Annotated in this window: 21 protein-coding genes, 1 pseudogene and 1 riboswitch; of the genes and pseudogenes, 7 read left to right on the top strand and 15 right to left on the bottom strand. The window is 67.5% G+C overall.

Translation table 11 applies throughout. The annotated features are described in order from the left end of the window. Window positions 1-57: 57 nt before the first annotated feature. Window positions 58-177: pseudogene (locus AC4D2W_RS12715) on the top strand (TetR family transcriptional regulator); the annotation flags it as partial. Window positions 178-200: 23 nt separating this feature from the next. Continuing rightward, window positions 201-521 (top strand): hypothetical protein, encoded by a 321-nt coding sequence (locus tag AC4D2W_RS12710; protein ID WP_490927267.1) that lies wholly within the window; start codon window positions 201-203, stop codon window positions 519-521. A 151-nt stretch (window positions 522-672) separates the two neighbouring features. Here the strand turns inward: AC4D2W_RS12710 and AC4D2W_RS12705 are convergent, their stop codons facing one another. The 3 genes from AC4D2W_RS12705 to AC4D2W_RS12695 form a co-directional block, all read right to left on the bottom strand. Further along, window positions 673-1,581 carry a GNAT family N-acetyltransferase gene (locus tag AC4D2W_RS12705; protein ID WP_490927266.1) on the bottom strand — a complete coding sequence of 303 codons (909 nt, stop codon included), beginning with the start codon at window positions 1,579-1,581 and terminating at the stop codon, window positions 673-675. Then, a complete protein-coding gene (locus AC4D2W_RS12700; protein ID WP_490927265.1) occupies window positions 1,581-2,969 on the bottom strand; it encodes a glycine--tRNA ligase in 1,389 nt (462 codons plus the stop codon). The genes AC4D2W_RS12705 and AC4D2W_RS12700 overlap by 1 nt, the downstream gene beginning before the upstream one ends. A 225-nt stretch (window positions 2,970-3,194) precedes the next feature. After that, window positions 3,195-4,178, bottom strand: coding sequence for a DMT family transporter (locus AC4D2W_RS12695; RefSeq protein ID WP_490927264.1), 984 nt, complete (start codon window positions 4,176-4,178; stop codon window positions 3,195-3,197). Window positions 4,179-4,248: 70 nt separating this feature from the next. Between AC4D2W_RS12695 and AC4D2W_RS12690 the strand changes: the two genes are divergently transcribed. After that, window positions 4,249-4,479 (top strand): RNA-binding S4 domain-containing protein, encoded by a 231-nt coding sequence (locus AC4D2W_RS12690; RefSeq protein WP_490927263.1) that lies wholly within the window; start codon window positions 4,249-4,251, stop codon window positions 4,477-4,479. Between the two features lie 92 nt (window positions 4,480-4,571). On the opposite strand, the gene AC4D2W_RS12685 is transcribed toward AC4D2W_RS12690, so the two are convergent. Continuing rightward, a complete protein-coding gene (locus tag AC4D2W_RS12685) occupies window positions 4,572-5,222 on the bottom strand; it encodes an alpha/beta hydrolase (protein WP_490927262.1) in 651 nt (216 codons plus the stop codon). A 224-nt stretch (window positions 5,223-5,446) separates the two neighbouring features. On the opposite strand from AC4D2W_RS12685, the gene AC4D2W_RS12680 reads away from it, so the two are divergent. Then, on the top strand, window positions 5,447-6,223 hold the full coding sequence (locus AC4D2W_RS12680; protein ID WP_490927442.1) for an SGNH/GDSL hydrolase family protein: 777 nt from the start codon (window positions 5,447-5,449) through the stop codon (window positions 6,221-6,223). On the opposite strand, the gene AC4D2W_RS12675 is transcribed toward AC4D2W_RS12680, so the two are convergent. The 4 genes from AC4D2W_RS12675 to AC4D2W_RS12660 all read right to left on the bottom strand — a co-directional run bounded on the left by AC4D2W_RS12675 (window position 6,220) and on the right by AC4D2W_RS12660 (window position 9,657). After that, the gene (locus AC4D2W_RS12675; RefSeq protein WP_490927261.1) at window positions 6,220-6,543 is read right to left on the bottom strand and encodes a hypothetical protein; all 324 of its coding nucleotides are present in this window, start codon (window positions 6,541-6,543) and stop codon (window positions 6,220-6,222) included. The genes AC4D2W_RS12680 and AC4D2W_RS12675 overlap by 4 nt on opposite strands. 65 nt (window positions 6,544-6,608) lie before the next feature. Next, window positions 6,609-7,040 carry an SRPBCC family protein gene (locus tag AC4D2W_RS12670; protein ID WP_490927260.1) on the bottom strand — a complete coding sequence of 144 codons (432 nt, stop codon included), beginning with the start codon at window positions 7,038-7,040 and terminating at the stop codon, window positions 6,609-6,611. Window positions 7,041-7,135: 95 nt separating this feature from the next. Next, on the bottom strand, window positions 7,136-8,248 hold the full coding sequence (gene metX / locus AC4D2W_RS12665) for a homoserine O-acetyltransferase MetX (RefSeq protein ID WP_490927259.1): 1,113 nt from the start codon (window positions 8,246-8,248) through the stop codon (window positions 7,136-7,138). A gap of 92 nt (window positions 8,249-8,340) precedes the next feature. Next, a complete protein-coding gene (locus tag AC4D2W_RS12660; RefSeq protein WP_490927258.1) occupies window positions 8,341-9,657 on the bottom strand; it encodes a bifunctional o-acetylhomoserine/o-acetylserine sulfhydrylase in 1,317 nt (438 codons plus the stop codon). 70 nt (window positions 9,658-9,727) lie between these two features. Beyond that, window positions 9,728-9,843, bottom strand: a riboswitch (SAM riboswitch). 205 nt (window positions 9,844-10,048) lie between these two features. Between AC4D2W_RS12660 and AC4D2W_RS12655 the strand changes: the two genes are divergently transcribed. Beyond that, on the top strand, window positions 10,049-10,699 hold the full coding sequence (locus tag AC4D2W_RS12655; RefSeq protein ID WP_490927257.1) for a VOC family protein: 651 nt from the start codon (window positions 10,049-10,051) through the stop codon (window positions 10,697-10,699). Window positions 10,700-10,869: 170 nt separating this feature from the next. Then, a complete protein-coding gene (locus tag AC4D2W_RS12650) occupies window positions 10,870-11,814 on the top strand; it encodes a hypothetical protein (protein ID WP_490927256.1) in 945 nt (314 codons plus the stop codon). 110 nt (window positions 11,815-11,924) lie between these two features. On the opposite strand, the gene AC4D2W_RS12645 is transcribed toward AC4D2W_RS12650, so the two are convergent. From AC4D2W_RS12645 to AC4D2W_RS12615, 7 genes are all read right to left on the bottom strand, one after another. Further along, window positions 11,925-13,745 carry a glycoside hydrolase family 2 protein gene (locus AC4D2W_RS12645; protein WP_490927255.1) on the bottom strand — a complete coding sequence of 607 codons (1,821 nt, stop codon included), beginning with the start codon at window positions 13,743-13,745 and terminating at the stop codon, window positions 11,925-11,927. A 34-nt stretch (window positions 13,746-13,779) separates the two neighbouring features. Next, entirely contained in the window at window positions 13,780-14,568 is a 789-nt protein-coding gene (locus tag AC4D2W_RS12640) for a CPBP family intramembrane glutamic endopeptidase (RefSeq protein ID WP_490927254.1), read from the bottom strand. 89 nt (window positions 14,569-14,657) lie between these two features. Continuing rightward, window positions 14,658-15,974, bottom strand: a complete 1,317-nt coding sequence (locus AC4D2W_RS12635; protein WP_490927253.1) for an amidohydrolase family protein — start codon at window positions 15,972-15,974, stop codon at window positions 14,658-14,660. After that, window positions 15,971-17,365, bottom strand: coding sequence for a formimidoylglutamate deiminase (locus tag AC4D2W_RS12630; protein WP_490927252.1), 1,395 nt, complete (start codon window positions 17,363-17,365; stop codon window positions 15,971-15,973). Before AC4D2W_RS12630 ends, AC4D2W_RS12635 begins: the two co-directional genes overlap by 4 nt. After that, complete coding sequence (locus AC4D2W_RS12625) at window positions 17,362-18,669, bottom strand: allantoate amidohydrolase (protein WP_490927251.1); 1,308 nt, start codon at window positions 18,667-18,669, stop codon at window positions 17,362-17,364. The genes AC4D2W_RS12630 and AC4D2W_RS12625 overlap by 4 nt, the downstream gene beginning before the upstream one ends. A gap of 4 nt (window positions 18,670-18,673) precedes the next feature. Beyond that, a complete protein-coding gene (gene hutU, locus AC4D2W_RS12620; protein ID WP_490927250.1) occupies window positions 18,674-20,359 on the bottom strand; it encodes a urocanate hydratase in 1,686 nt (561 codons plus the stop codon). Between the two features lie 131 nt (window positions 20,360-20,490). Further along, window positions 20,491-21,315, bottom strand: coding sequence for an IclR family transcriptional regulator (locus AC4D2W_RS12615; protein WP_490927249.1), 825 nt, complete (start codon window positions 21,313-21,315; stop codon window positions 20,491-20,493). Window positions 21,316-21,402: 87 nt separating this feature from the next. Between AC4D2W_RS12615 and hutH the strand changes: the two genes are divergently transcribed. Then, window positions 21,403-22,977 carry a histidine ammonia-lyase gene (gene hutH, locus AC4D2W_RS12610; RefSeq protein WP_490927248.1) on the top strand — a complete coding sequence of 525 codons (1,575 nt, stop codon included), beginning with the start codon at window positions 21,403-21,405 and terminating at the stop codon, window positions 22,975-22,977. Window positions 22,978-22,982: the final 5 nt, after the last annotated feature.

Here is a 22,982-nt window from a genome sequence, read left to right as displayed (position 1 = left end):
CGGCATCATTGTCCCAAGTCCGCACGATTTCTCCCAGTCAACTGATCCGGGCGGGCCGGGGTGGCCAAAGGCAGCGTCTATTACAACTTCACATCCAAGGACCGGTTGTTCGAGGAACTGCTGCTGGAGGGCGTCGGGGTGTTGGCGGAAACGGTGCGCAGCGCCGCTCCGCACTGACCGGATGGCCGGCCCTGCAGGCCATGGTCCGGGCGCTGCTGGAAACGGTGGCCGACAACCGCGCCCTGGCCCGGCTGCTCGCCGCGGAAATCTTCCGGACCGACCGCACCTGGCAGCATTCCCTGGAACTGCTCCGCCGGGAGGTGCTGGCCGAGTTTGTCACCGCCATCCGGGAAACCTCACCGCCGGCGGAAATGGAGGACCGGCTCGGCCTGGTGGCCGGCGGCGTGTTCGGTGCAGCTCTGATCGGCGGCCTCGACTGGCTGGTATTCAGCCCGGAGCGGTCCCTGGACGAGGTGGCCGAGTCGGTGCTGTACGGACTGTCCGGCCGACTCGCCTCCTAGCTTCTTCTCTGTCCGTCAACGACGGCTCTGCCCATCCAACGACGGCTCTGCCCATCCAACGACAGCGGCGGGGGCCGGCTCCCGTAGGAACCGGCCCCCGCCGTCGTCGTCTGAGCCGTCGCAGCAGAGCCGCGCGAAGCCGAAGTACCGGTTAGGTACTGACAACCTCGGTGGCCGGACCGACTTCGCGTGCCGCACCCTTTTCCAGCAGCGCCTGGATGATCCGGGCCACGGGAACCATGGACTCGTCCACCTCCAGCTGCACCGGGTACTGGTACGTCAGCATGGCCAGCATGGATTCCAGAGCCGCTTCCTGCTCCGAGCGTTCCAGCTTGGTGTCATAACCAAGGAAAACGTCGGCCGGCTCGTCCGTTCGGTTGTGCGTGTAGCTCACGGCGAAGGCTGCGATCTTGCCGCCCTTGTCCTTGGGCGCATCGCGCAGCACCACAGCGCCGGCGGCACCGGTGGCATCATTGAGCAACATCTGCTGGGCCCGGCCCAGCGTCATGTCCGCCCGGTCCCAGCCGTGCACATTGTTATAGAACTCGGCCACGGTCTGGGTCAGCTCCACCGATCCGGTGGCGGCTTCCTCCAGCTGGGGGCCGGAGTCGTCGGCAAAGACGGGCAGGCGGATCCGGCCCGGCTCCACCACAACCATGCGGGAGCGCTGGATCCGCGAGAACCCGGCAGCCTTGGCAAATGCGGCACCGGAGGAACCCGGCTCCACCTTTGCCCGCATGGCGGTGACGCCCGACGGCGCCGCTTCAGCTTCGCGGCGCAGCATGGCCAGCAGCATGGAGCCGAGGCCGGCGCGCCGGTTCTCCCGGGCCACCTCCACGTAGACCCAGAGGCGGTCCGGATGCAGCGAGGTTTCGTAGACCACGCCGGCTGCCACCGGAACACCGTCGTCTTCGGCCACGATGCAGCGGCTCCAGGGTTCGTTGGAGGACGGGCGGAACACGGCCCGGAACTGTCCGGACTGCACCGTTTCCGGATCTCCCCAGAGCTGGTTCAGCTTAAGATCGTCGTCTTCGCGCCATTCGCGGAACGTCAGTGCCATTACGCGCCGATCAGCCTTTCCGCGAGGTAGCCCTCAACCTTGTCCAGGCTCACCCGCTCCTGGGCCATCGTGTCGCGTTCGCGCACGGTGACGGCCTGATCTTCGAGCGTGTCGAAGTCCACGGTGATGCAGAACGGGGTGCCGATTTCATCCTGGCGGCGGTACCGGCGGCCAATGGCGCCGGCGTCGTCGAAGTCGATGTTCCAGTTCCGGCGCAGCTGCGCGGTGAGGTCCTTGGCCTTGGGGGAAAGGTCCTCGTTGCGGCTCAGCGGCAGCACGGCAGCCTTGACCGGGGCCAGGCGCGGATCCAGCTTCAGGACGGTGCGCTTGTCCACGCCGCCCTTGGCATTGGGGGCTTCGTCCTCGGTGTAGGCGTCCACCAGGAAGGCCATGAAGGAACGGGTCAGGCCGGCCGCAGGTTCAATCACGTACGGGGTGAAGCGCTCGTTGGTGGCCTGGTTGAAGTAGCTCAGGTCCGTGCCGGAGTGCTTGGAGTGCGTGCCGAGGTCAAAGTCGGTGCGGTTGGCAATGCCTTCCAGCTCGCCCCACTCAGAGCCGGCGAAGCCGAAGCGGTATTCGACGTCGGTGGTGCCCTTGGAGTAGTGGCTGAGCTTTTCCAGCGGGTGTTCGAACAGACGCAGGTTATCGGGATTGATGCCCAGCTGGGTGTACCAGTTGAAGCGGTTTTCGATCCAGTACTTGTGCCATTCCTCGTCAGTGCCCGGCTCGACGAAGAACTCCATTTCCATCTGCTCGAATTCACGGGTGCGGAAGATGAAGTTGCCCGGCGTGATTTCGTTGCGGAAGCTCTTGCCGATCTGGCCGATGCCGAACGGCGGCTTCTTGCGCGAGGTGGTGAGCACGTTGTTGAAGTTCACGAAGATGCCCTGCGCGGTTTCCGGGCGCAGGTAGTGCATGCCCTCTTCGCTGGCGACCGGGCCGAGGTAGGTCTTGAGCAGGCCGGAGAATTCCTGCGGCTCGGTCCACTGACCCTTGGTGCCGCAGTTGGCGCAGGTGATGTCGGCCAGGCCGTTTTCCGGTGCGTGGCCCTTCTTTTCCTCGTATGCCTCTTCGAGGTGGTCTGCACGGTAGCGCTTATGGCAGCTCAGGCACTCGACCAGCGGGTCGGAGAACACCTCAACGTGGCCGGAGGCCTCCCAGACCTGGCGCGGGAGGATCACAGCGGAATCCAGGCCGACGACGTCGTCGCGCCCCCGGACCATGTGCTGCCACCACTGCTTCTTGATGTTTTCCTTGAGCTCGACACCCAGGGGGCCGTAATCCCATGCGGAGCGGGACCCGCCGTAGATCTCACCCGACTGGAAGACGAACCCCCGGCGCTTGGCGAGGGAGATGATCGGATCCAGTTTGGATTTGGTCGAAGCCATTCAGTGGTACCGCCGTTCTTTCGTGTCTGCGCAGGCCGCTGGGTGCGGTCCGCAAGTGGTCCCGCCCGCAGCGGCGCCGGCGGTTGCACGGCGGGGAACTGCGGAGGGGAAAAAGCTACAACTACAAGCTTAAGGTCATGGAGCCGAAACCCCGTTACCGAAATCCTTTGCGGCCGTTCCCCGGCGGGGTTGCCGGCGGGGTTGCCGGCGGGGTTACCGGCCGGGTTACCGACGGCCGGCGCGCCGGGGCAGCACCCCGGGCATGTTCCACGGCAGGGTGGCCACGACGATGGCAGCCAGGGTCAGCAGGGTGCCCAGGACGGTTGCGGCCACCACAACACTGCCCGGCGCCGGGAGGAAAATGTCCAGCAGCAGGGACCCGACGAGCTGGCCGCCGATCATTCCCAGGCTGGTCAGGAGCACGCCCAGGCCGCGCACCAGCACGGCGCTCACACCAATGAACACGCAGCCCATCGCCCCGCCGAGGTACAGGTACCACTCCCCCGGCAGCGGCTCGCCAAAGCCGGAAACCATCACCTTGACCAGCCAGAACACCAGCAGGACCGCTGTACCGGAAATGAAGTTCACCAGGGTGGCGGTGATCGGTGTTCCGTAATGCATGCTCGTGGTGCCGTTCATGGCCTGCTGGAAACTCATCAGCATGCCGGCGGTCAGGGGAAGCAGCACGGGAAGCACCAGGTCGGCGGCCGAGGAGGTTCCGCTGAACTTGGGACTGACGGCCCAGACGACGGCGGCGATAGTCAGCACAGCGCCCACCACCCGCATCACGGTCAGCGCTTTCTTGCCCGCCGGGCCGATGCCGAGCCGGTCCACCACCAGCCCGGTCATGGTCTGGCCGGCGACGGCGGCCACCGTGAACACGGCTACGCCCAGTACGGCGACGGTCAGGGTCTGGGAGAGGACAAAGTAGGCACCAATGGCACCGGCCAGCACGTAGTAGCGCGGAAACCTGCGTTCGCGCAGCGCCGGCAGCAGCTGCGCGGCCCCGGCTCTGCCGCGCGGCAGAAGCACGGAAATCAGGATCATGATGACCAGCCCCACGGAGAAGCTGACCAGCGCTGCGGCGAGCCCGTCGTCGAGCCTCTCCCCGAGCGCACCGTTGATGCGGGCTTGGACGGGAATGGCCATCCCCGCTGCAACAGCAGCGGGTAGACCGATAATCGGTGTGATTCGCAGGGCATTTGGCACGGACTTACCCTACGGCAGCGCCGGGGCCGGGCAGGAATCGGCGTAGTTGAATGTCGGGCAGAATGGACATATGAGTAATTTCGACCCCCAAGACCTCCCCATCCGCGACGAAATGATCCGCCTGGGCCAGCTGCTGAAGCTTGCCAGCCTGGCTGAAGACGGTATTCAGGCCAAACAGCTCATCGAAGACGGCCTGGTGAAGGTCAACGGCGAGATCGAAGAACGCCGCGGACGCCAGCTGCATCCCGGTGACGTGGTGACCGTCAACGGCGAAGCTCTCCGGATCGTTCAGGAAGACTAACCGGCCGCCGGGGCCCATCCGCCGGACGGGTCCGGCTGCGCAGTCTTCACCGGCTGCTCAGTCCTGTTCTGCTGCTCGTCCTGACCGGCGGCTCAGGCCTTCAGCACCAGGTGGGTGAGGAACTCCTTCACATGGCCCAGCTCCTGCATGTTAATGCCGTGCCCCATGTTGGCGTACAGGATCTTGGTCAGCGCCGTGTGCTCGTTCAGCCATGCGTGGGTGAATTCAATGCGCGGCGCGTCAATCACCGGATCCGCCTGATCCCGGCCCCAGAAGAAGGGCACGCCGCCGGGGCGCAGTTCATCGTCATGGAAGAACGCATTCCCCTCGTCCGGAACCACAAAGCCGGAGAGGCCGACGACGGCGGCAAAGTCCGCGGGCCGGTGCCGCAGGAGCGTGCTGGCCACGGCCATGCCCATTGAGAAGCCGAGCAGGGACACGCTGCTGTGCGCGTCCTTGACCCCGTCCAGCCAGTCGGCGACGTCGGACACGGATTCCACCACGCGCTCCACGGAGAAATCCGCGTCATTCATCAGCGGGAACCAGGTGTAGCCGGGGCCCAGTGCCTGGGGTGCACGGACGGAGGCGATGGTGAACTCGGAGGGCAGGTGGTCCGCCAGTCCCATCAGGTCTTCCTCGTTGGCGAGGTAGCCGTGGAAGAGGACCAGCAGCGGAGTTCCGGCACGTTCGGCTTCCGGCTTGGACCAAAGGACAGTGGGGTTCCAGGGAGCAGTTTTAGGCATAATGTTCATTCTGGCACGGCCGGTTGTCCAACCTACGGTCGCGTAGCCGGGCCCCTCCTTGGCAGGATGGTTTGGTGACTTCTCCTTCCATCCCCGAAAGCAGTTCCATCCCCTCGTCATCCGCAGCCGCCGCAGCGTCCACCTCCGCGGCTGCAGCATCGGGTTTTGCAGCTCCGTTACCTGCTGCCGGCGAGGAGCCCTGGCTCCACCCCTGGACCCGTTATGTGGCCATCGGTGACTCCTTTACCGAGGGAATCGGTGACCCCAGCCCGGAGAGCGCCGGCGGACACCGCGGATGGGCGGACCGGGTGGCCGAAGAACTGGCACGCAGCCGGGAGGACTTTGCCTACGCCAACCTGGCCATCCGGGGGCGGCTGCTGGACCAGATCATTGACGAACAGCTGGAACCGGCCCTGGAGCTGCATCCGGATCTGATTACCATCTGTGCCGGAGGCAATGACGTCATCCGTCCCGGCGGCGACCCGGACAAGCTGGCCGAAAAGATGGATGCGGCGATCGAAGCGCTGGCCTCGGGCGGTGCCACCGTGGTGCTTTTCACCGGGCCGGACCTCGGGACCACGCCGGTGATCGGCAGCGTCCGCGGGCGTGTGGCGATTTACAACGAGAATCTCCGCACCGTTGCTGCCCGGCACCACGCCGTCATCGCAGATACCTGGGCGCTGCGTGACCTGAGCAACCGGGAGATGTGGGCTCCGGACCGGCTGCACTTCTCTCCGCTGGGCCACCACACCATTGCAGCCATGGTGCTGGATACCCTTGGCGTACCCCACACCCTGCAGCCGTTCGAGCCCAAACCCATCCCGGCCCGGAACTGGCGGACAGCCCGCACCGAGGATCTGACGTGGGCGCGGGAGTACTTCGTGCCGTGGGTGGTGCGCCGGATGCGCCACCGGTCTTCCGGAGACGGCATTGCTGCCAAGCGTCCCGACGCCGGTCCCATCTTCGGCGGGCCGGGCATGCCGCCGGGTTCTGCGGACTAAGCCGAAGCGCGCGGCACCGGCGGACGGCGTCGGCGGCCCGCCTGCAGGCCGCCCCAAAACGCGAGAACCACGGCACCGGCGAGCACGAGCAGGGCACCCGCCTGCATGCTGCGGCTGATCAGGAGCGCAGGGCCCGGAGACCCTCCGTCAGGTGTATATGCCACCCAGGCGTAGTTCACCATTCCGGCCCCGGGCCCCTGTGCCAGGAGTACGATGCCGGCGGCCAGCAGCAGGGCGCCGCCCGCAGGCATCCAGAGCCTGCGCAGGCGGAACCTGCCGGAGGACGCAGCGGACGGCCGGGGGCTCTCATCGGATGCCATGGCGCAACGCTAGCACCGCGGCGTCCGGCAATCCGCCGGCAATCCGGACCAATCTGCCGGAGCACTCAGCCGGAAGATCCGCGTTCGGCCAGCGCGATCAGGTTCGCCAGATGGTCGGCCCAGTCTTCCGTGTGGGCCCGGCCTACATCGGCGCCGTCCGCCAGGCCGCCCAGTCCGCTTTCGGTGACCACGACGTCGGTGTAGTCCGTTTCCGGATCAGGCCCCGGCACGGCTGCGAGCTGGAAGCTCACCACGGTGTGCGAATTCCAGTCGGGCATGGTCCAGCGGAAGGACAGCAGCCTGTCCCGTGCCACCGCCAGGACAGTGCCGCTGGCACGCTGCCCGCCGTCGTCGGCCGCCCGTTCTGCGAGCGGTGACCCGGGGCTGGGGGTGAAATCCATGGCCGGCCACCACGCGGCCCGGTTGTTCACGAGCGCATGCCAGATCTGCTCCGGAGAACACTGTGCCTGCGCCGCCACGCGAATGGAATCACCCATGCGAATGTTCTTCCATGTTCGTCCCGTCTTGGCAAGGGAGACGGCGCCGGCGGCCCTGCCTCCGGGGCCAACCGATGTTCGGACGAAGTCGGAAACTAGGGCGAGCCGAAGAACCGTTCCCGCAGCGGCGCCCCAATCTGCTCCACATCGGTGAGGAAGCCGTCGTGGCCGATCGGCGCTGAAATCATCCGGACCTCGGTTTTTTGGGGAAGTGCCGCTGCCAGTTCGAAGGACTGCCGGGGAAGGTAGAGCCGGTCCGAATCAACAGCGGCAATGAAGAACTCGCTGTCCGTTCCGGCCAGTGCCTGGCGCAGCGTTCCGCGGCCGCGGGCAACGTCGTGGCTCATCAGCGCCTCGGTCAGCAGCAGGTAGCTGTTGGCATCGAACCGGCTGGAGAGTTTCTTGCCCTGATGATCCAGGTAGCTCTCCACCGCATAGCGTCCGCGGAACGCCGGCAGGGGTGATCCGAACGGGTCCTCCTGCGCCTGCGGAACATGACCGAACCGGTGCTCCAGCTCGGCCTCGGACCGGTAGGTAATATGCGCAATCCGGCGGGCCAGGCCCAGTCCCGCCGTCGGGGGCCTGCCGTTGTAATAGTCCCCGCCATTGAAGTCCGGATCCAGCCGGATAGCTTCCAGCTGGGCCCGGCCAAAGGCGATCTGCTCCGCCGAGCTGGCGGCGGTGCAGGCGATCACTGCGCAGCGCCGCACCCGTCCGGGTTCGGTTACCGCCCATTCCAGGGCCCGGGCGCCGCCCAGCGATCCGCCGAGCACGGTGTGCCAGGAGCCGATCCCCAGCAGATCCGCCAGCCGGGCCTCCGCGCGGACAGAATCCCTGATGGTGACAAACGGAAAGCGCGAACCCCAGGCCAGCCCCTGCGGATCAGCGGACGAAGGGCCGGTGGACCCGTAGCAGCCGCCGAGCATGTTGATCGAGACGACAAAGAACCGGTCGGTGTCCACCGTTTTTCCCGGGCCCACCAGGGCATCCCACCAGCCGTCCTCGCCGCTGTCCCCGCGGGCCACGTGGGTGCTGCCGGTCAGGGCGTGGGCCACCAGCACGGCATTGGAGGCATCCGGGTTGAGGGTCCCCCATGTCTCGTAGGCCAGGGAAACGGAGGGCAGATACCCGCCGGTTTCCAGGAACAGGTCGCCGATGCGGGCGTGCCGCAGCACTCCGTCCCGGGCCGGGGCGGAGTGCTGCGGCACGGCTGGCCCGGCCGGCCCGTCTGGCACGGACACGGAGGCCGGCACAGAGCCGGTTGCGGCGGTATTGGCAGAAGGGCGCGCCACGCTAACCGTTACGCTCCCTTGGCGGCCCGGAACCCGGCGTCGAGGTCCGCAATAATGTCGTCGATGTGCTCGATGCCCACGGAGAGCCGGACCAGTCCGGGGCTGACGCCGGCTGCCAGCTGCGCCTCGGCACCGAGCTGGCTGTGGGTGGTCGACGCCGGATGGATGACCAGGGAGCGCACGTCGCCCACGTTCGCCACATGGGAGTGCAGGTCAAGGGCGTCGACGAAGCGCTTGCCGGCGTCGATGCCTCCGGCGATTTCGAAGGAGACAATGGCACCGGTTCCGCGCGGCCCGTATTTGCGCCCGCGCTCAAACCACGGGCTGGATTCCAGCCCCGCATAGGCAACGGAGACGACGTCGTCGTGCCCTTCCAGCCAGTTGGCCACCGCGACGGCGTTGCTCACGTGCCGCTCCACGCGCAGGCTCAGGGTCTCCAGACCCTGCGCAATCAGGAACGCGTTGAAGGGCGATACGGCGGAACCGAGGTCTCGCAGCAGCTGCACCCGGGCCTTAAGGATGTACGCCAGGTTGGCGCCGAGGGCACCGTTGACGCCCAGGTCCCGGGCGTAGACCAGGCCGTTGTAGCTCTCGTCGGGGGTGTTGAAGCCGGGGAACTTCTCCGGATCGGCGCCGAAGTCAAAGTTGCCCGAATCCACGATGACCCCGGCTATGGAAGTGCCGTGACCGCCGAGGTACTTGGTAGCTGAGTGCACCACAATGTCCGCGCCCCATTCGAAGGGGCGGATGAGGTACGGCGTGGAAAGGGTGCTGTCCACGATCAGGGGGATGCCGGCGTCGTGGGCGATGGCGCTGATGCCCTCAAGGTCCAGCACGTCCTGGCGGGGATTGGAGACCACCTCGCCGAAGAAGGCCTTGGTGTTGGGCCGGACCGCTGCCCGCCACTGCTCCAGGTCATCCGGATCGGACACGAAGGTGGTCTCGATGCCGAACTTCTTCAGCGTGTGCTTGAGCAGGTTGTACGTGCCGCCGTAGAGGCTAGGGCTGGCCACAATGTGGTCCCCCGCCTCCGCAACGTTCAGGAGGGCGAAGGTTTCAGCGGCCTGGCCGGAGGCGAGCAGCAGCGCACCGACGCCGCCCTCCAGCGAGGCGATCCGGTTCTCCACCGCTTCCTGGGTGGGGTTGCCGATCCGGGTGTAGATGGGCTCCAGCTCAGCCAGGGCAAACCGGTTGGCTGCCGCCTCGGCACTGGGGAAGACGAAGGATGAGGTCTGGTAGATGGGCAGGGCGCGGGCGCCGGTGGCGGCGTCGGGCTCCTGTCCTGCATGGATCTGGCGGGTTTCGAAAGACCAGTTTCCTGACATTGTTTGCTCCCTAAAACCAGGGGCCGCCCCGAGACTTCCGGCCGGAAAAAGGTGACCGGCAGCCACGTGGGACCCGCGCTTGCCCTGAATCCGTTGACGCAGGGCCAGGTCTTCACCCGGGGCACCCCACCGCGGTTGGAGGGTTGCCGGCCAGCAAGCCGGGGCTATCTGCTGGCACTCATGACCTATGCCTCCTATGAAAACGGATTAGCAGCAAGCCCGCAAGGTCTGTGACGGCTCATGTCCTGCCGTGTCGGGGCCCGGAAAAGAGTGGCACGCCGAGCAGGGCGAACGGTCAGTATGCTGTTGATTTCCGCGGAAGGCAGGTGTTCCGAGTAAATTAGGCTCCCCTAAGTCGAGAGGTGAGTCACAACGTGCCATTATGGGCCGCATGCGCTTGGACCATGTATCTTATGCCTGTGAATCCGACGGTCTTCTGGCCACGACTGAGAGGATCGCTGCCGCTCTGGGAGCAGATTTCGTCAAGGGCGGTGTGCATCCCCGTTTCGGGACCCGGAACATGATTCTGCCTCTGGCCAACCATCAGTACGTTGAAGTGGTGGAGGCCCTGAACCACCCGGCGTCGGACAAGGCACCGTTCGGCCAGGCCGTGCGCCAGCGCTCCGAGTGCGGCGGCGGCTGGATGGGCTGGTGCGTTGCCGTGGATGATCTCTCCCCCTTCGAAGAGCGCCTGGGCCGCAATGCCGTACCGGGCAACCGGAAGTTTCCGGACGGCCAGGAGCTGACCTGGCAGCAGATCGGCATCAACGGTCTGATCGCCGACCCGCAGGTGCCGTACATGCTGCGCTGGGATGACGGCACGGAAGCGCTGCACCCGTCCGCCGCGCTGCCCGGAATGCCCGGTGCCGTGAAGCTGGCCTCGCTGACCATCGCCGGTTCCGCTGACCGGGTCGCCCAGTGGCTGGGCACGCCCGTCGAGGAACCGCTGGAAAACGTGGGCGTCACGTGGATTTCGCCCAAGGGAACCCCCGGCATCATGTCCGTCACCTTCAATACGGCCAAGGGTCTCGTCGAGATCTAGTTCTCCGGCCGTTTCGGGAATTCCCGGACGTTGTGGGAATTCCCGGACGGTCCGCTGCGTCCGGATTTTCCCAATGTGACCACGTTTTCCCATGGTGTCCGGTTATTGAATTATCCACAGACGTGCCTGCGTCCCTCGCGGACACAATTACCGCGATCCAGTCTTGAGGGATGGACCCCGAACTCTTTTACACGTCCGACGCCGAGACGTACGGCGAGGGGAGACGTTCCCTGGCTCTGCGGTGCCGGGCCGGTGAACTGACCCGTGTGCGCGACGGCGTGTATATCCGAACCGAAGCTTGGCAGCAGCTGCCGGTGTGGGACCGAGAACGCCTCCGCATCCGAGCGGTGGCGGAAGGGGGACATGTCAGGCGCGTTCTGGTTCAAGAGTCTGCAGCGGTCATCTGGGGATTGCCTGTTGTCCTCCGCTCCCCCGGCGTTTTGCTGCTGGCGCCGGAGTCCTCGCGCGGCCATCGTCGCGGGGATCTCCATTGGGTCGAGCGCCGCCTGCTGGAGCCACTAACAGTCCGGGAGGGCCTTGCAGTCACATCCAGAGCCCAGACAGTCCTGGACATGGCTGCGTATCTGGCCTTCGACCGAGCTCTCCCGCCAATGGACCATGTGCTGCGTCCCGACTCAGCCCTCAATCTGGCTGCGCTGGATAAGGAGTCGTTGCGGGACCTTGCCCGGAAGCTTCCCACCGAGGCAAAGCGCCAGCGGGCTCTGCGCGTCATCGAGTGCGCCAATCCACTCGCCGAGTCGGCCGGCGAATCCTATTCACGGGCCGTTCTGCACCGGCGCGGCTTTCCGGTGCCGGAGCTGCAGCGCGAGTTCATGACTCCTTCAGGACGGTTCCGAACCGATTTCTATTGGGAGGATCACGCCCTCGTCGGGGAGTTCGACGGTGCGGTCAAGTACGGCGTGAACGGGGCGGCGCTTCCTCCGTCATGGGAGACCTTGGAACGCGAAAAACGCCGCGAGGATGCGATCCGGGCCACGGGCGTTGGCTTTGTCCGCTGGTCCTGGCGTGAAATAGGCCGCCCGCCGGAGCATCCCGATGGGCTTGTGCAGCGGCTCATGCGCGCCGGACTGCCCAGAACCAGTTCCGCCCGCTGATGCTGCTCCACTTTGGGGCTTCCCTCCGGTTTGGGACATCCCTCCGCTCCGCCGATGCAGGGATTTCCCAAACCGGAGGGATCCGGCATTTCGGGCTGAGTGGGAGATGCTCAGGAGCTGCGGGCGGCCCGGATCAGCCGGGCGTTGGTCTGGCGCACCGTGGCGGGGTCGATCTTCACCACCCGCCGGTCATAGGTGAGCAGCCCGTTCACTTCGTCCTCCACATCCGTGAGCTGCGTGTAGACGGTTGCGGCCAAACCCCGTGCCACCGCCGGCTCGATCTGGTGCCGGTGCAGCCTGATCCACGCCCGCCGCAGGGCTTCCCTGGTCTTGAAGCGCCGGTATCCGAACTCCTTCTCGTTGAACGTGTGGCCCTCGAGCCGCAGGCTGTAGCCGCCGTATTCGGACAATGCAACGGCACGCCCGTCCCGCAGCCACCCGTTCCGAAGCACAAAGGGAACGAAATAGACATGAACGCTCTTGAGGTCTCCGCCGCCCTGGTCATGCCATCCGCTGGCATGGTCGATGCTGCGCGTCGGATCCAGCGAGCGCAGCATCTCAGCGGCAGCGTTGGCGTCGAATTGGCCCCACCCCTCATTGAACGGAACCCACACGGCCAGCGAGGTGCAGTTGCGCAGCAGATCCACCGTTTCCCGCAGTTCCTCCAGGAACTCCGCCCGGCCTTCTTCATCGGCGCGGCCAAAGGCAACGTAATCGCTGTCATCGCGGTGCGGCACTCCCACGGCAGGGGCCGTGACCACGGAGTGCCGGTAGCTCCGGCCGCCGTTGACCAGGTCCTGCCACACCAGCATGCCGAGCCGGTCGCAGTGGTGATACCAGCGCAGCGGCTCCACCTTGATGTGCTTGCGCAGCATGGTGAAGCCCAGCTCCTTGGCCGTCAGAATGTCATAGGCCAGAGCCTCATCCGACGGCGCCGTATACAGCCCGTCCGGCCAGTACCCCTGGTCCAGCAGCCCGGCATGAAAGTACGGCACACCGTTGAGCAGCAGCCGCGTCCGGCCGGCCGCATCCGGTCCCGTGCCGAACGTCCGCAGTCCGGTATAGCTGCGGACGCTGTCGATGTCCCGGCCGCCGGAAACCAGCCGCACGTCCACGTCATACAGAAACGGATCCTCCGGCGTCCACAGGTGCGGATCCGGCACCGGAATGCGGGTCGCCTGCCCGGGTACGACGACGGCGTCCGCCACAGTGCGTCCGTCCGCGGACACGGTAATCACCGCGGACAGGTCGCCGCCGCCGTCGGCAGCTCCCCGCCCGCGCCCGCCGTCGTCGTCCTTGTCCAGCAGCACCGTCACCGACACGGAGTCCAGATCCGGCACCAGGGCCAGCTGCGAGATACTCGTCCGCGGCACCGACTCCAGCCACACCGTCTGCCAGATGCCCGACTGCGCCGTGTACCAAATGCCGCCGCGGTCCAGGGTTTGCTTGCCACGGCTGTGATAGCCGGTGTCGCTGATGTCGCGCACCCGGACCACGAGGTCCTGCTCGGCGCCGGAAACCAGCGCATCGGTGACATCAAGGGAGAAGGGCAGGTAGCCGCCGTCGTGCCCGCCCACCTCCGTCCCGTTGAGGGTGACGGTGCAGCTCTGGTCCACCGCACCGAAGTGCAGCAGCACCCGCTCGCCGGCAAACCCCGCCGGCAGCACGACCGTGCGCCGGTACCACAGGACCTGCTGGGGCTGGAGCTGGCAGCCGACGCCGGACAGCGGCGCTTCGGGCGAGAACGGCACCAGGATCTGCCCGTCCCAGTCGTCGCCGGCGGGGATTGCGGACTGCCGGGTGGAGGTGATGGCGTACTGCCAGTATCCGTTCAGGTTCAGGTAACTGTCCCGGACCAGCTGGGGACGGGGATATTCCTGCAGCACGGAGGTCGGATCCAGCTCCGCTCCCCACGGGGTTGAAAGTGTCACGGGCAGCATTCTCCTTGAGTGGTGCGGACGGACATCAGTTGCCGATGCCGATGGCGGGACCGAACAGCGCAAAGCCCACAAACCCGGTGATGTCCACCAGGGCATGGGCAATGACCAGCGGCATGACCCGGCGGGTTTTGACGTAGGCGTAGCCGAACAGCAGTCCCATCAGGAAGTTGCCGATCCCCGGACCGATCCCCTGGTAAAGGTGGTAGCTGGCCCGGATCAGGGCGCTGGTGAGGATGATCGCGGGTGTTCCCCAGCCCAGCTGCCGCAGCCGCAGGAACAGGTATCCCACCACAATGACTTCCTCCAGCACCGCGTGCCGCACGGCGGAGAGGATCAGCACCGGCAGCGTCCACCAGTAGGTGTCCAGCGCTGCGGGCACCAGTGCGGTGGTGATGCCCAGTGCCCGGCCGGCGGCGTACACGCCCAGGGTTCCGACGCCGATCACCGCCGCCAGCCCCACGCCCAGCCCAAAGTCGCGCAGCGGCTTCTCGAACGTGAAGCCAATCCGCCGGAACGCGCTCTTCCCGGGCTCGGTCAGCAGGAACAGCACCAGCGCCACCGGCAGCAGGGAGAAGAAGATTCCGAGCAGCTGATAGGTCAGGTCAAACCACGGGCTCTCATCCAGCACCGGGTTCAGGGTGGTGGTCTGGTCCCCCAGCGGTGCCTGGGTCGCTTTCTCGATGAGTTCGACGACGGCGTAAACACCCGAGCGGCCTAGGGACAGTCCCAGCACAATCAGGATTTCAAAAACCAGCATCTTCCGCGCCCGCGGATCAAGGGACTCGGCGGGCACGGAGGGGTAGGCAGCACGCATGCCTACCATTGTGCAGGATATGGCGGGCACCACACGTTTGGCGGACGCTGATGGGGCACCGGAGTCAGATGAGGCACCGGCCAGGGGCGCTACCGGGCAGCCAGGCCCAGCTGCTGTCCGGCCCGCCACACGGCACCGGTCAGCGGCATCCCCGGCCGGTACGCCAGGTGCGCGGCCGAGGGCGCGTTGAGCAGCTGCAGGTCCGCGCGGTGCCCGACGGCGAGGGAGCCCACCGCCCGGTGACCGTTCCGGTCCTCTCCGGTGTGCACGCGCAGCGCGAGTGCACCGCCGAAGGTCGCGGCCCGGATGGCCTCCTGAACCGTCAGTTCCATCTGCAGCACCGCGGTGGCCACACAGAAACTCATGGAACTGGTGAAGGATGTTCCGGGATTGCAGTTGGAGGCGAGCGCCACCTGCACTCCGGCGTCCAGCAGCTTCCGGGCCGGAGCCAGCGGCGCCCGGGTGGACAGATCACAGGCCGGCAGGCAGGTGGCCACCGTACCGGGAACACCTGTCCCGGGAACACCGGTTCCCGGGACGTCAGCTCCCGCAGCTCCCGCACCGGCAGCACCGGTGGTGTCAGATTTCCAGCCGGCCCACGTGCCCGCGAGGGCCTCGACGTCGTCATCGGTCAGGAAATTCACGTGGTCCACGCTGGCGGCCGCGAACTCCACGGCCAGGCGCACCCCGGCCCCGTGGCCCAGCTGGTTGCCGTGCACCCGCAGCCCGAGGCCCGCATCCCGGCACGCCTGCAGCACCCGGCGCGACTGTTCCTCGGAGAAGGCACCCCGCTCGCAGAAGACATCCGCCCACTGCACATACGGCAGCACGGCTTCGAGCATCTCGTTGGACACCAGATCCGTGTACTCGTCAGCATCAGCGCCGGCCGGGACCAGATGGGCGCCCAGAAAGGTCACTTGGTTGGCCACGGTGGAGGCGATGCGCGCGTGCCGCCGCTCTTCCTCCACAGTCAGCCCGTAGCCGGTTTTGGTCTCCAGATAGGTGGTGCCGCCGGCTGCCGCTTCGGCTGCGCGTGCCAGCAGCAGCCGGGTCAGGTCATAGTCCGAGGCGGCCCGGGTGGCTTCGGTGGTGACAGCGATGCCGCCGGCGGTGTAGGACTCCCCCGCCATTCGGGCTTCGAATTCCGCGCTGCGGTCCCCGGCGAAGACCAGATGGGTGTGTGAATCCACCCAGCCGGGCAATCCCGCCCGGCCGCCGGCGTCGACCATCCGGTCGGCGGCCGGCGCCTCGGACGCCGCGCCGATCCAGCTGATCCGCTCGCCCTCGAACACCACGGCGGCGTCCCGCAGCACGGAGCCCACCGGCCCCCGGGACGCGTCCTGGGTGGAGAGTTCGCCGATGTTGGTGATCAGTGTTGATGCCGGGAGTGCAGTCGGTGTGCTCATGGAACTTCCGTTGGAGTGGCGGGCGTTGGGTTGCGGGAGGAGTCAACGGCGCCAATGGCCGCCGACAGCAGTGCGGCCGGATCCCCGAGCAGCGTGTGCTGTCCGTTCCGGGCGAGGATGCGTCCGCCGACGACGACGGTGTGCACATCCGCGGCGGTGGCGGCAAAGGCCAGCTGGGCGGGGCGTGCACCGGCGGTGCGGAGGCTGGCGGGGTTGACCGACATGAGGTCACAGACGTTCCCGACCGTCAGCCCCGGCTCCGGCCGGCCCTGAGCGGCTGCCCCGGCAGCTGAGACGGCGGCGTGCAGATCCGCCGGGGCAAAGCGGCCGCGTTCCCCTGAGCGCAGGCGTTCGCCGTGTTCCAGCGCCCGCATCTCCAGCCAGGGATCGACGACGGCGTGCTGGTCGGTGCCCAGCGCCAGCCGTGCACCGGCCGCGCGCAGCTCTGCCGCGGGGCCGATGCCGTCGGCCAGGTCCGCCTCCGTGGTGGGGCACAGAACCACGGTTGCCCCGGCATCTCCGAGGACCGCGATGTCGTCAGGGCTCAGATGGGTGGCGTGGACTGCAGAGAGCCGCCGGGTGACCAGGCCGTGCCTGGCCAGCAGCTGGGCCGGGGTAAGTCCGGTGGCTTCCAGGCAGGCTTCGTTTTCGGCGGGCTGCTCGGAGAGATGGATGTGCAGCGGCAGGTCCGCGGGGAGGTTCGCGGCGATCACCGCCAGAGCTGCTTCGGGAACACCGCGCACCGAGTGCAGGGCCGCTCCCACGCTGACCTGCGCCGGATCAAACTCCTCGGCCAGCGCGGTGCGCAGGGAGGCCAGCCGCTGCAGCCAGGCGGCGGCGTCGCGGTCTCCGAAGCGCAGCTGGCCGGCAGTGAGCGGCGCGTCGAACCCGCCGGCCAAATAGCAGGTGTCCAGCAGGGTCAGCCGGATGCCGGCGGCGACGGCGGCCCGTGCCAGCGCCCGTTCCATGGCATGTTCCTGCGGGTAGGCGCTGCCGCCGGGCTGATGGTGGACATAGTGGAACTCGGCAACGGACGTCCAGCCGGTGACCACCATTTCCGCGAACACCGCAGTGGCGAGCTGCTCGTACAGGTCCGGGGTCAGGGCGGCGGCGGCCCCGTACATCTGCTCACGCCAGGTCCAGAAGCTGCCGGGGCCGGCGTCGTGCGTGCGTCCGCGCAGCATCCGGTGAAAGGCGTGGGAGTGGGCGTTCGACGCCGCAGGAAAGGTAACCCCGGACAGCTGCGTGTCACCCGGCTGCGGCGCGGTGCCGGGCGTCGCCGAGAGGACGGTTCCGGCGTCGTCGACCTCCAGCCGGATCCCGTCCTTCACGGCTCCGTTCAGCCAGCCCTGCTCGCACCAGAGAGCCCGGACCGGTTGAGGCGCCGTCACAGCAGGTCCTCCAGCACGTCCGCGAGCGCGGCGGCCCCGGCCTCGGCGTCGTCGTCCTCCACGTATTCTTCGGGCGAGTGGCTGATCCCGGAGGGGTTGCGGACAAAGAGCATGCCGGTGGGCACGCGGGCGGCCAGCACCCCGGCGTCGTGCCCTGCACCGGTTGCCAGTACCGGAGCACCGGGCACGGTCCGGGCGACCGACTGCTCGAGTGAGCGCTGCAGGGCGGCGTCAAAGTGAACCGTGCCGGAATAGGACTCCTCGGTCATGTGCACCGTACAGCCCTCAAATGCGGCGATCTTTTGCGCCTGCCCGTGGACCTTCTCCACCAGGGCGGCCGTGACGGCGTCCTCGGGGTGGCGGACATCCAGCCACAGATCCACCCGGGAGGCGATGACGTTGGTGCCGCCGGGAACCGGTTCCAGCCGGCCCACGGTGGCGCGGGCGCCGGACTGGGCTGCGGCTGCCTGACGGACGGCGACGATCAGCTGCGCGGCTGCGACCATGGGATCGGCGCGGTCCGCCATCAGGGTGGTTCCGGCGTGGTTGCCCTGCCCCGTGATGGAAAACCGCCACCGCCCGTGGCCCAGCACGGACCTGCCCACCGCCACGGCCGGACCCCGGCCGGCGGCATCTGTGTACTCCTCGGTGTTCAGGCCGCGGCCCTGCTCCACATGCAGTTCCACAAAGTCGCCGATGCGGCCCAGGGCCGCGTCATCGCGTCCCATCAGGTCAGGGTTCAGTCCGTTGGCGCGGGCGACGTCGGCAAAGGTGTTGCCGTCAGCGTCGCGCAGGGACAGTGCCTTGGCCGGATCGATGGTGCCGGCCAGCAGCCGGGAGCCAAGACAGGCGACGCCGAAACGCGAGCCTTCCTCTTCCGGGAACACTGCGACGGCGAGGGCCCGGTTGCGGACGAGGCTGCCTTCCTTTTCGCGCGCCTGCAGGAGATCCACTGCCGCCAGGGCACCGGCGACTCCGAGCGGTCCGTCGAAGGCACCGCCGCCGGGCACGGAATCCAGGTGGGAGCCGGTGACCAGCGCGCCGCGGCGCTCCGGTACGCCGGGCGTCCCGTCGATCCCCGCTGCAGAATCCCCGGGCAGGTCCCACCAGGCCCAGAGGATGCCGTTGGCGTCCGTTTCCACGGCAAGTCCGCGGCGACCCGCTTCGGCGGTGAACCATTCGCGCAGGTCCAGTTCTGCCGTCGAATAGACCGGACGGCTGTAGCCGCCGCGGCGTGCATCCCGGCCGGTGTCCTCAATGGCGGACAGCAGGGCGTTGACGGGCGAAGCAGGTGACGGGTCCATAGCTCTACTCTGCCATCGGAATACGGATGCCGCGCTCGGCGGCAACTTCGGTGGCGCGGTCATAACCGGCGTCGGCGTGGCGGATCACGCCGGTGGCCGGATCGTTGGTCAACAGCCGTTCCAGCTTGCGCGCCGCCAGTTCCGTTCCGTCGGCCACCGACACCTGTCCGGCGTGGATGGAACGCCCAATGCCGACGCCGCCGCCGTGGTGGATCGAGACCCAGGTGGCACCGGAGGCGGTATTCAGCATCGCGTTGAGCAGCGGCCAGTCTGCGACCGCGTCGGAGCCGTCGGCCATGGCTTCGGTTTCCCGGTAGGGCGAGGCCACCGAGCCGGAGTCCAGGTGGTCACGGCCAATGACGATCGGTGCGCTGACCTTGCCCTCGGCCACGAGCCGGTTGAACAGCAGCCCTGCCCTGGCCCGGTCGCCGTACCCAAGCCAGCAGATGCGGGCCGGCAGCCCCTCGAACTCCACGTGTTCCGCCGCGGCGTCGAGCCAGCGGTGCAGGCGCGTGTTCTCCGGGAAGAGCTCCTTGATGGCCGCGTCAGTGACGGCGATGTCCTGCGGATCGCCGGAGAGGGCAACCCAGCGGAACGGACCCATGCCTTCGCAGAAGAGCGGGCGGATGTAAGCCGGGACAAAGCCGGGGAACTCGAAGGCCCGGTCATAGCCGCCCTGGCGGGCCTCGTCTCGGATGGAGTTGCCGTAGTCGAATACCTCCGCACCGGCGTCCTGGAAGCCCACCATGGCCGCAACCTGGCGGGCCATGGAGTCGCGGGACTTCTTAGTGAATCCTTCTGGATCGGCGGCGGCTTCCGCCTTCCACTCCTGAACAGGGATACCTGCCGGCAGGTAGCTCAGCGGATCATGGGCCGAAGTCTGGTCGGTGACGATATCCACGGTGATGTCCCCGGCCAGCTGCCGGCGCAGCAGTTCTTCGAAGACCTCGGCAGCGTTGCCCACCAGGCCCACTGAGAGCGCACGCTTCTCCGCCTTCGCGGCCATGACCTTGGCGACGGCGGTGTCCAGGTCGGTTTCGACCTCATGCAGGTAGCGCTTGCCGGCGCGGCGCCGCAGCCGGGTTTCGTCAACGTCCACAATCAGCACCGCTCCCCCGTTGAGGGTCACGGCCAGCGGCTGCGCGCCGCCCATGCCGCCGCAGCCGCCGGTCAGGGTCAGGGTGCCGGCCAGGGTGGCGTTCTCGTCGCTGAACAGCTTCCGGGCGACGGCGCCGAAGGTCTCGTAGGTGCCCTGCAGGATGCCCTGCGTGCCGATATAGATCCAGGAGCCGGCGGTCATCTGCCCGTACATCATCAGACCCTCGGCTTCCAGCCGGCGGAACTCCGGCCAGGTGGCCCAGTCCCCCACCAGGTTGGAGTTCGCAAGCAGCACCCGCGGCGCCCACTCGTTCGTGCGGAACACACCCACAGGTTTGCCGGACTGCACCAGCAGGGTTTCGTCATCCTCCAGGGTGGCCAGCGTACGGGTGATCGCGTCATAGGCCTCCCAGCTGCGGGCTGCCCGGCCGGTGCCGCCGTAGACCACCAGGTCCTCGGGGCGTTCAGCAACCTCCGGGTCCAGGTTGTTCATGAGCATGCGCAGCGGCGCTTCGGTCTGCCAGCTCTTGGCGGTCAGGGAGGTGCCGCGGGCGGCGCGGATGCTGCGGGAGGGATCGGAGATAGTAGGCATGCTCCGACCGTAACTGCGCCGCGTTTCCCGGACGTGAACACGGTCACAGTGTCTGGTATCCCAGACGGGGACTGTCCGATCACCCACGAGGCGGGGTACCGCCCGGGCAATCCGCGCCCTCACAGAACGCTCTATGACACTTTGGTTACGTGTCCTGTCCCGGACTGCACGCCCAGCCGGCGGGAGATTTCCGCGGCACATCTGGCCAGCTCGGGGAGCCACCGGCCTGCAAACTCACCAATCTTTCGTCCTCCCGGTCCCGCCGGGAAACCGGACACCAGGTCATTCGGCGCCGTCAGCGTCACGCTGGCGACGGTTCGTCCGGACCGGTCCAGGACGGGCACTGAAAGAGAGGAGAAGCCGTCGGTTACTTCGTTTTCCTCCCACGCATAACCAAGCTCCCGCACCTGGTCCAGCAGGGTGGCCAAAGCCGGCCCGGCGCGGCCGGACCTCATCGACGCCGGATCCGGATAAAGCGCGTGCAGCTGTGCGTCGGTCATTGTCGCCAGCAGGGCCCGCCCGCTGGCGGTTCGGTGTGCCGGAAGCCGGATCCCGGCGTCGGTCACCAGCGGCAGCTGGCGGGGGGCGCGTTCCTCAATCACGTAGATCACGTCGGTGCCCTGCAGCACGGCCAGATGCGCGGTCAGCCTCGTACGTTCCACCAGATTCCGCAGCGGATAGCGTCCGATGCGCTGCAGCGGTGCCTGCCGGGCATACCCGGTGCCGAGCTCGTGTGCCGTTGCACCCAGTGCGTATTTGCGTTCCTCCGGCAAATGTACGGCAAAGCCGTCCGAGACGAGGGCTGCAAGCAGGTGATAAGTCGTGGAACGCGGCAGCGCCAGGTCCCGCGCAATGGCGGTGGCACTGACCGGTCCGGCCTGCTTCCCCAGGTAACGCAGGATGGACAGGACCTGCGCGGCGGCAGGAACCTGCACCTTGGAATAGCTCTCTGGCATATGCAGATCCTAGTGCAGTCTGGGATCCCAGAAACGGAATCGGCCGCCGGCTAGGGCACGCCGCCGTTGCCGTGCTCAGATAGGACGATGGAAACCCTGCAGACTCCCCGCACCGCCGTCGAGCTTGGAACCGGCGCCCTGGCGCCGGAGGATATTGTCGCCGTCGCCCGGCACGGCGCTTCCGTTGCGCTCGCATCCGAGGCAATCTCCGCGATGCGCACCTCGCGCGCCGTGATCGAAGAGCTCGCCGCCGATGAGAAGCCGCACTACGGCGTGTCCACCGGTTTCGGTGCCCTGGCTGTCAAACAAATCATTCCCGAACAGCGCCGGCAGCTGCAGCGCTCGCTGATCCGCAGCCACGCGGCGTCGTCGGGCGCGGAAGTGGACACGGAGGTGGTGCGGGCCCTGATGCTCAACCGGCTCTCCACCCTCGCCACCGGCCGCACGGGTGTACGCCCGGAAGTGGCCAAGGCCTATGCCGGGCTGCTCAACGCGGGCATCACCCCGGTGGTGGGCGAATACGGGTCGCTGGGCTGCTCCGGTGACCTTGCTCCCCTGTCCCACTGTGCGCTGGCCCTGATGGGTGAAGGTGAGGTCCGCACGGCCGACGGCGAACGGGTGCCGGCCGCTGCAGCGCTCGCAGCTGCCGGCCTGGAACCGGTGGAACTGCAGGAAAAGGAGGGCCTGGCCCTGATCAACGGCACCGACGGAATGCTGGGCATGCTCACGCTGGCGATTGCTGACCTGCATCTGCTGCTCTCCACTGCCGACCTCGCCGCGGCCATGAGCGTGGAGGGCCTGCTGGGCAGCGACGCGGTGTTTGCGGCGGATCTGCAGGCGCTGCGGCCCCAGCCCGGACAGGCCGAATCTGCCGCCAACGTCCGGGCTGTGCTGGCCGGATCAGCGCTGATTGAGGAGCACAAAACGGGCGGATTCACCCGGGTGCAGGACGCCTATTCACTGCGCTGCGTTCCCTCCGTCCACGGCGCTGCCCGGTCCACGCTGCTCCATGCCGAGAATGTGGCCGCCTGCGAGCGGGCGTCGGCGATCGACAACCCGGTGGTCACCCTGGACGGCCGGCTGGAATCCAACGGAAATTTCCACGGCGCCCCGGTGGGCTACGTGCTGGACTTCCTGGCCATCGCCGTCGCCGACGTCGCCTCCATGAGCGAACGCCGCACGGACCGTTTCCTGGACCGTTCCCGCAGCCACGGTCTCAACGCGTTCCTGGCCTTTGACCCGGGAGTCGATTCCGGGCACATGATCGCCCAGTACACGCAGGCCGGTATCGTTTCCGAGCTCAAGCGGCTGGCCGTTCCGGCGTCCGTGGATTCCATCCCGTCCTCGGCAATGCAGGAAGACCATGTGTCGATGGGCTGGGCTGCCGGACTGAAGCTGCGCCGCGCGATTGACGGACTGACGCGGGTCCTGGCCATCGAGGTGCTGACCGCCGCCCGGGCACTGGACATGCGCGACGGCGGTGTCTCCACCTCCCGCAGTGCCCCGGCAGTCACCGCGGTGCGGGCGGCCCTGCGTGAAGTGGTGCCGGGGCCGGGTCCGGACCGGTACCTGGCGCCGGAGATTGAGGCCTGCCGGGTGGCCGTGGCGGACGGTTCCCTGCTCGCTGCTGCTGACTCGGCGCTGGACGGGCCGCTACTCTAGGGCTC

It is taken from the genome of Arthrobacter sp. TJ-58 (assembly GCF_058269295.1).
Note: the sequence above shows the minus strand (reverse complement) of the source record. Positions and strands in the feature narration are given on the sequence as shown.

Excerpts from the sequence above, each read along its gene's own strand:
- AC4D2W_RS12705 (WP_490927266.1), bottom strand. The coding sequence starts at position 1,581 with ATGGCACTGACGTTCCGCGAATGGCGCGAAGACGACGATCTTAAGCTG.
- AC4D2W_RS12685 (WP_490927262.1), bottom strand. The coding sequence starts at position 5,222 with ATGCCTAAAACTGCTCCCTGGAACCCCACTGTCCTTTGGTCCAAGCCG.
- AC4D2W_RS12690 (WP_490927263.1), top strand. The coding sequence starts at position 4,249 with ATGAGTAATTTCGACCCCCAAGACCTCCCCATCCGCGACGAAATGATC.
- hutH (WP_490927248.1), top strand. The coding sequence starts at position 21,403 with ATGGAAACCCTGCAGACTCCCCGCACCGCCGTCGAGCTTGGAACCGGC.
- AC4D2W_RS12675 (WP_490927261.1), bottom strand. The coding sequence starts at position 6,543 with ATGGCATCCGATGAGAGCCCCCGGCCGTCCGCTGCGTCCTCCGGCAGG.
- AC4D2W_RS12670 (WP_490927260.1), bottom strand. The coding sequence starts at position 7,040 with ATGGGTGATTCCATTCGCGTGGCGGCGCAGGCACAGTGTTCTCCGGAG.
- AC4D2W_RS12615 (WP_490927249.1), bottom strand. The coding sequence starts at position 21,315 with ATGCCAGAGAGCTATTCCAAGGTGCAGGTTCCTGCCGCCGCGCAGGTC.
- AC4D2W_RS12655 (WP_490927257.1), top strand. The coding sequence starts at position 10,049 with ATGCGCTTGGACCATGTATCTTATGCCTGTGAATCCGACGGTCTTCTG.
- AC4D2W_RS12640 (WP_490927254.1), bottom strand. The coding sequence starts at position 14,568 with ATGCGTGCTGCCTACCCCTCCGTGCCCGCCGAGTCCCTTGATCCGCGG.
- AC4D2W_RS12710 (WP_490927267.1), top strand. The coding sequence starts at position 201 with ATGGTCCGGGCGCTGCTGGAAACGGTGGCCGACAACCGCGCCCTGGCC.
- AC4D2W_RS12650 (WP_490927256.1), top strand. The coding sequence starts at position 10,870 with ATGGACCCCGAACTCTTTTACACGTCCGACGCCGAGACGTACGGCGAG.
- AC4D2W_RS12625 (WP_490927251.1), bottom strand. The coding sequence starts at position 18,669 with ATGGACCCGTCACCTGCTTCGCCCGTCAACGCCCTGCTGTCCGCCATT.
- AC4D2W_RS12660 (WP_490927258.1), bottom strand. The coding sequence starts at position 9,657 with ATGTCAGGAAACTGGTCTTTCGAAACCCGCCAGATCCATGCAGGACAG.
- AC4D2W_RS12635 (WP_490927253.1), bottom strand. The coding sequence starts at position 15,974 with ATGAGCACACCGACTGCACTCCCGGCATCAACACTGATCACCAACATC.
- hutU (WP_490927250.1), bottom strand. The coding sequence starts at position 20,359 with ATGCCTACTATCTCCGATCCCTCCCGCAGCATCCGCGCCGCCCGCGGC.
- AC4D2W_RS12700 (WP_490927265.1), bottom strand. The coding sequence starts at position 2,969 with ATGGCTTCGACCAAATCCAAACTGGATCCGATCATCTCCCTCGCCAAG.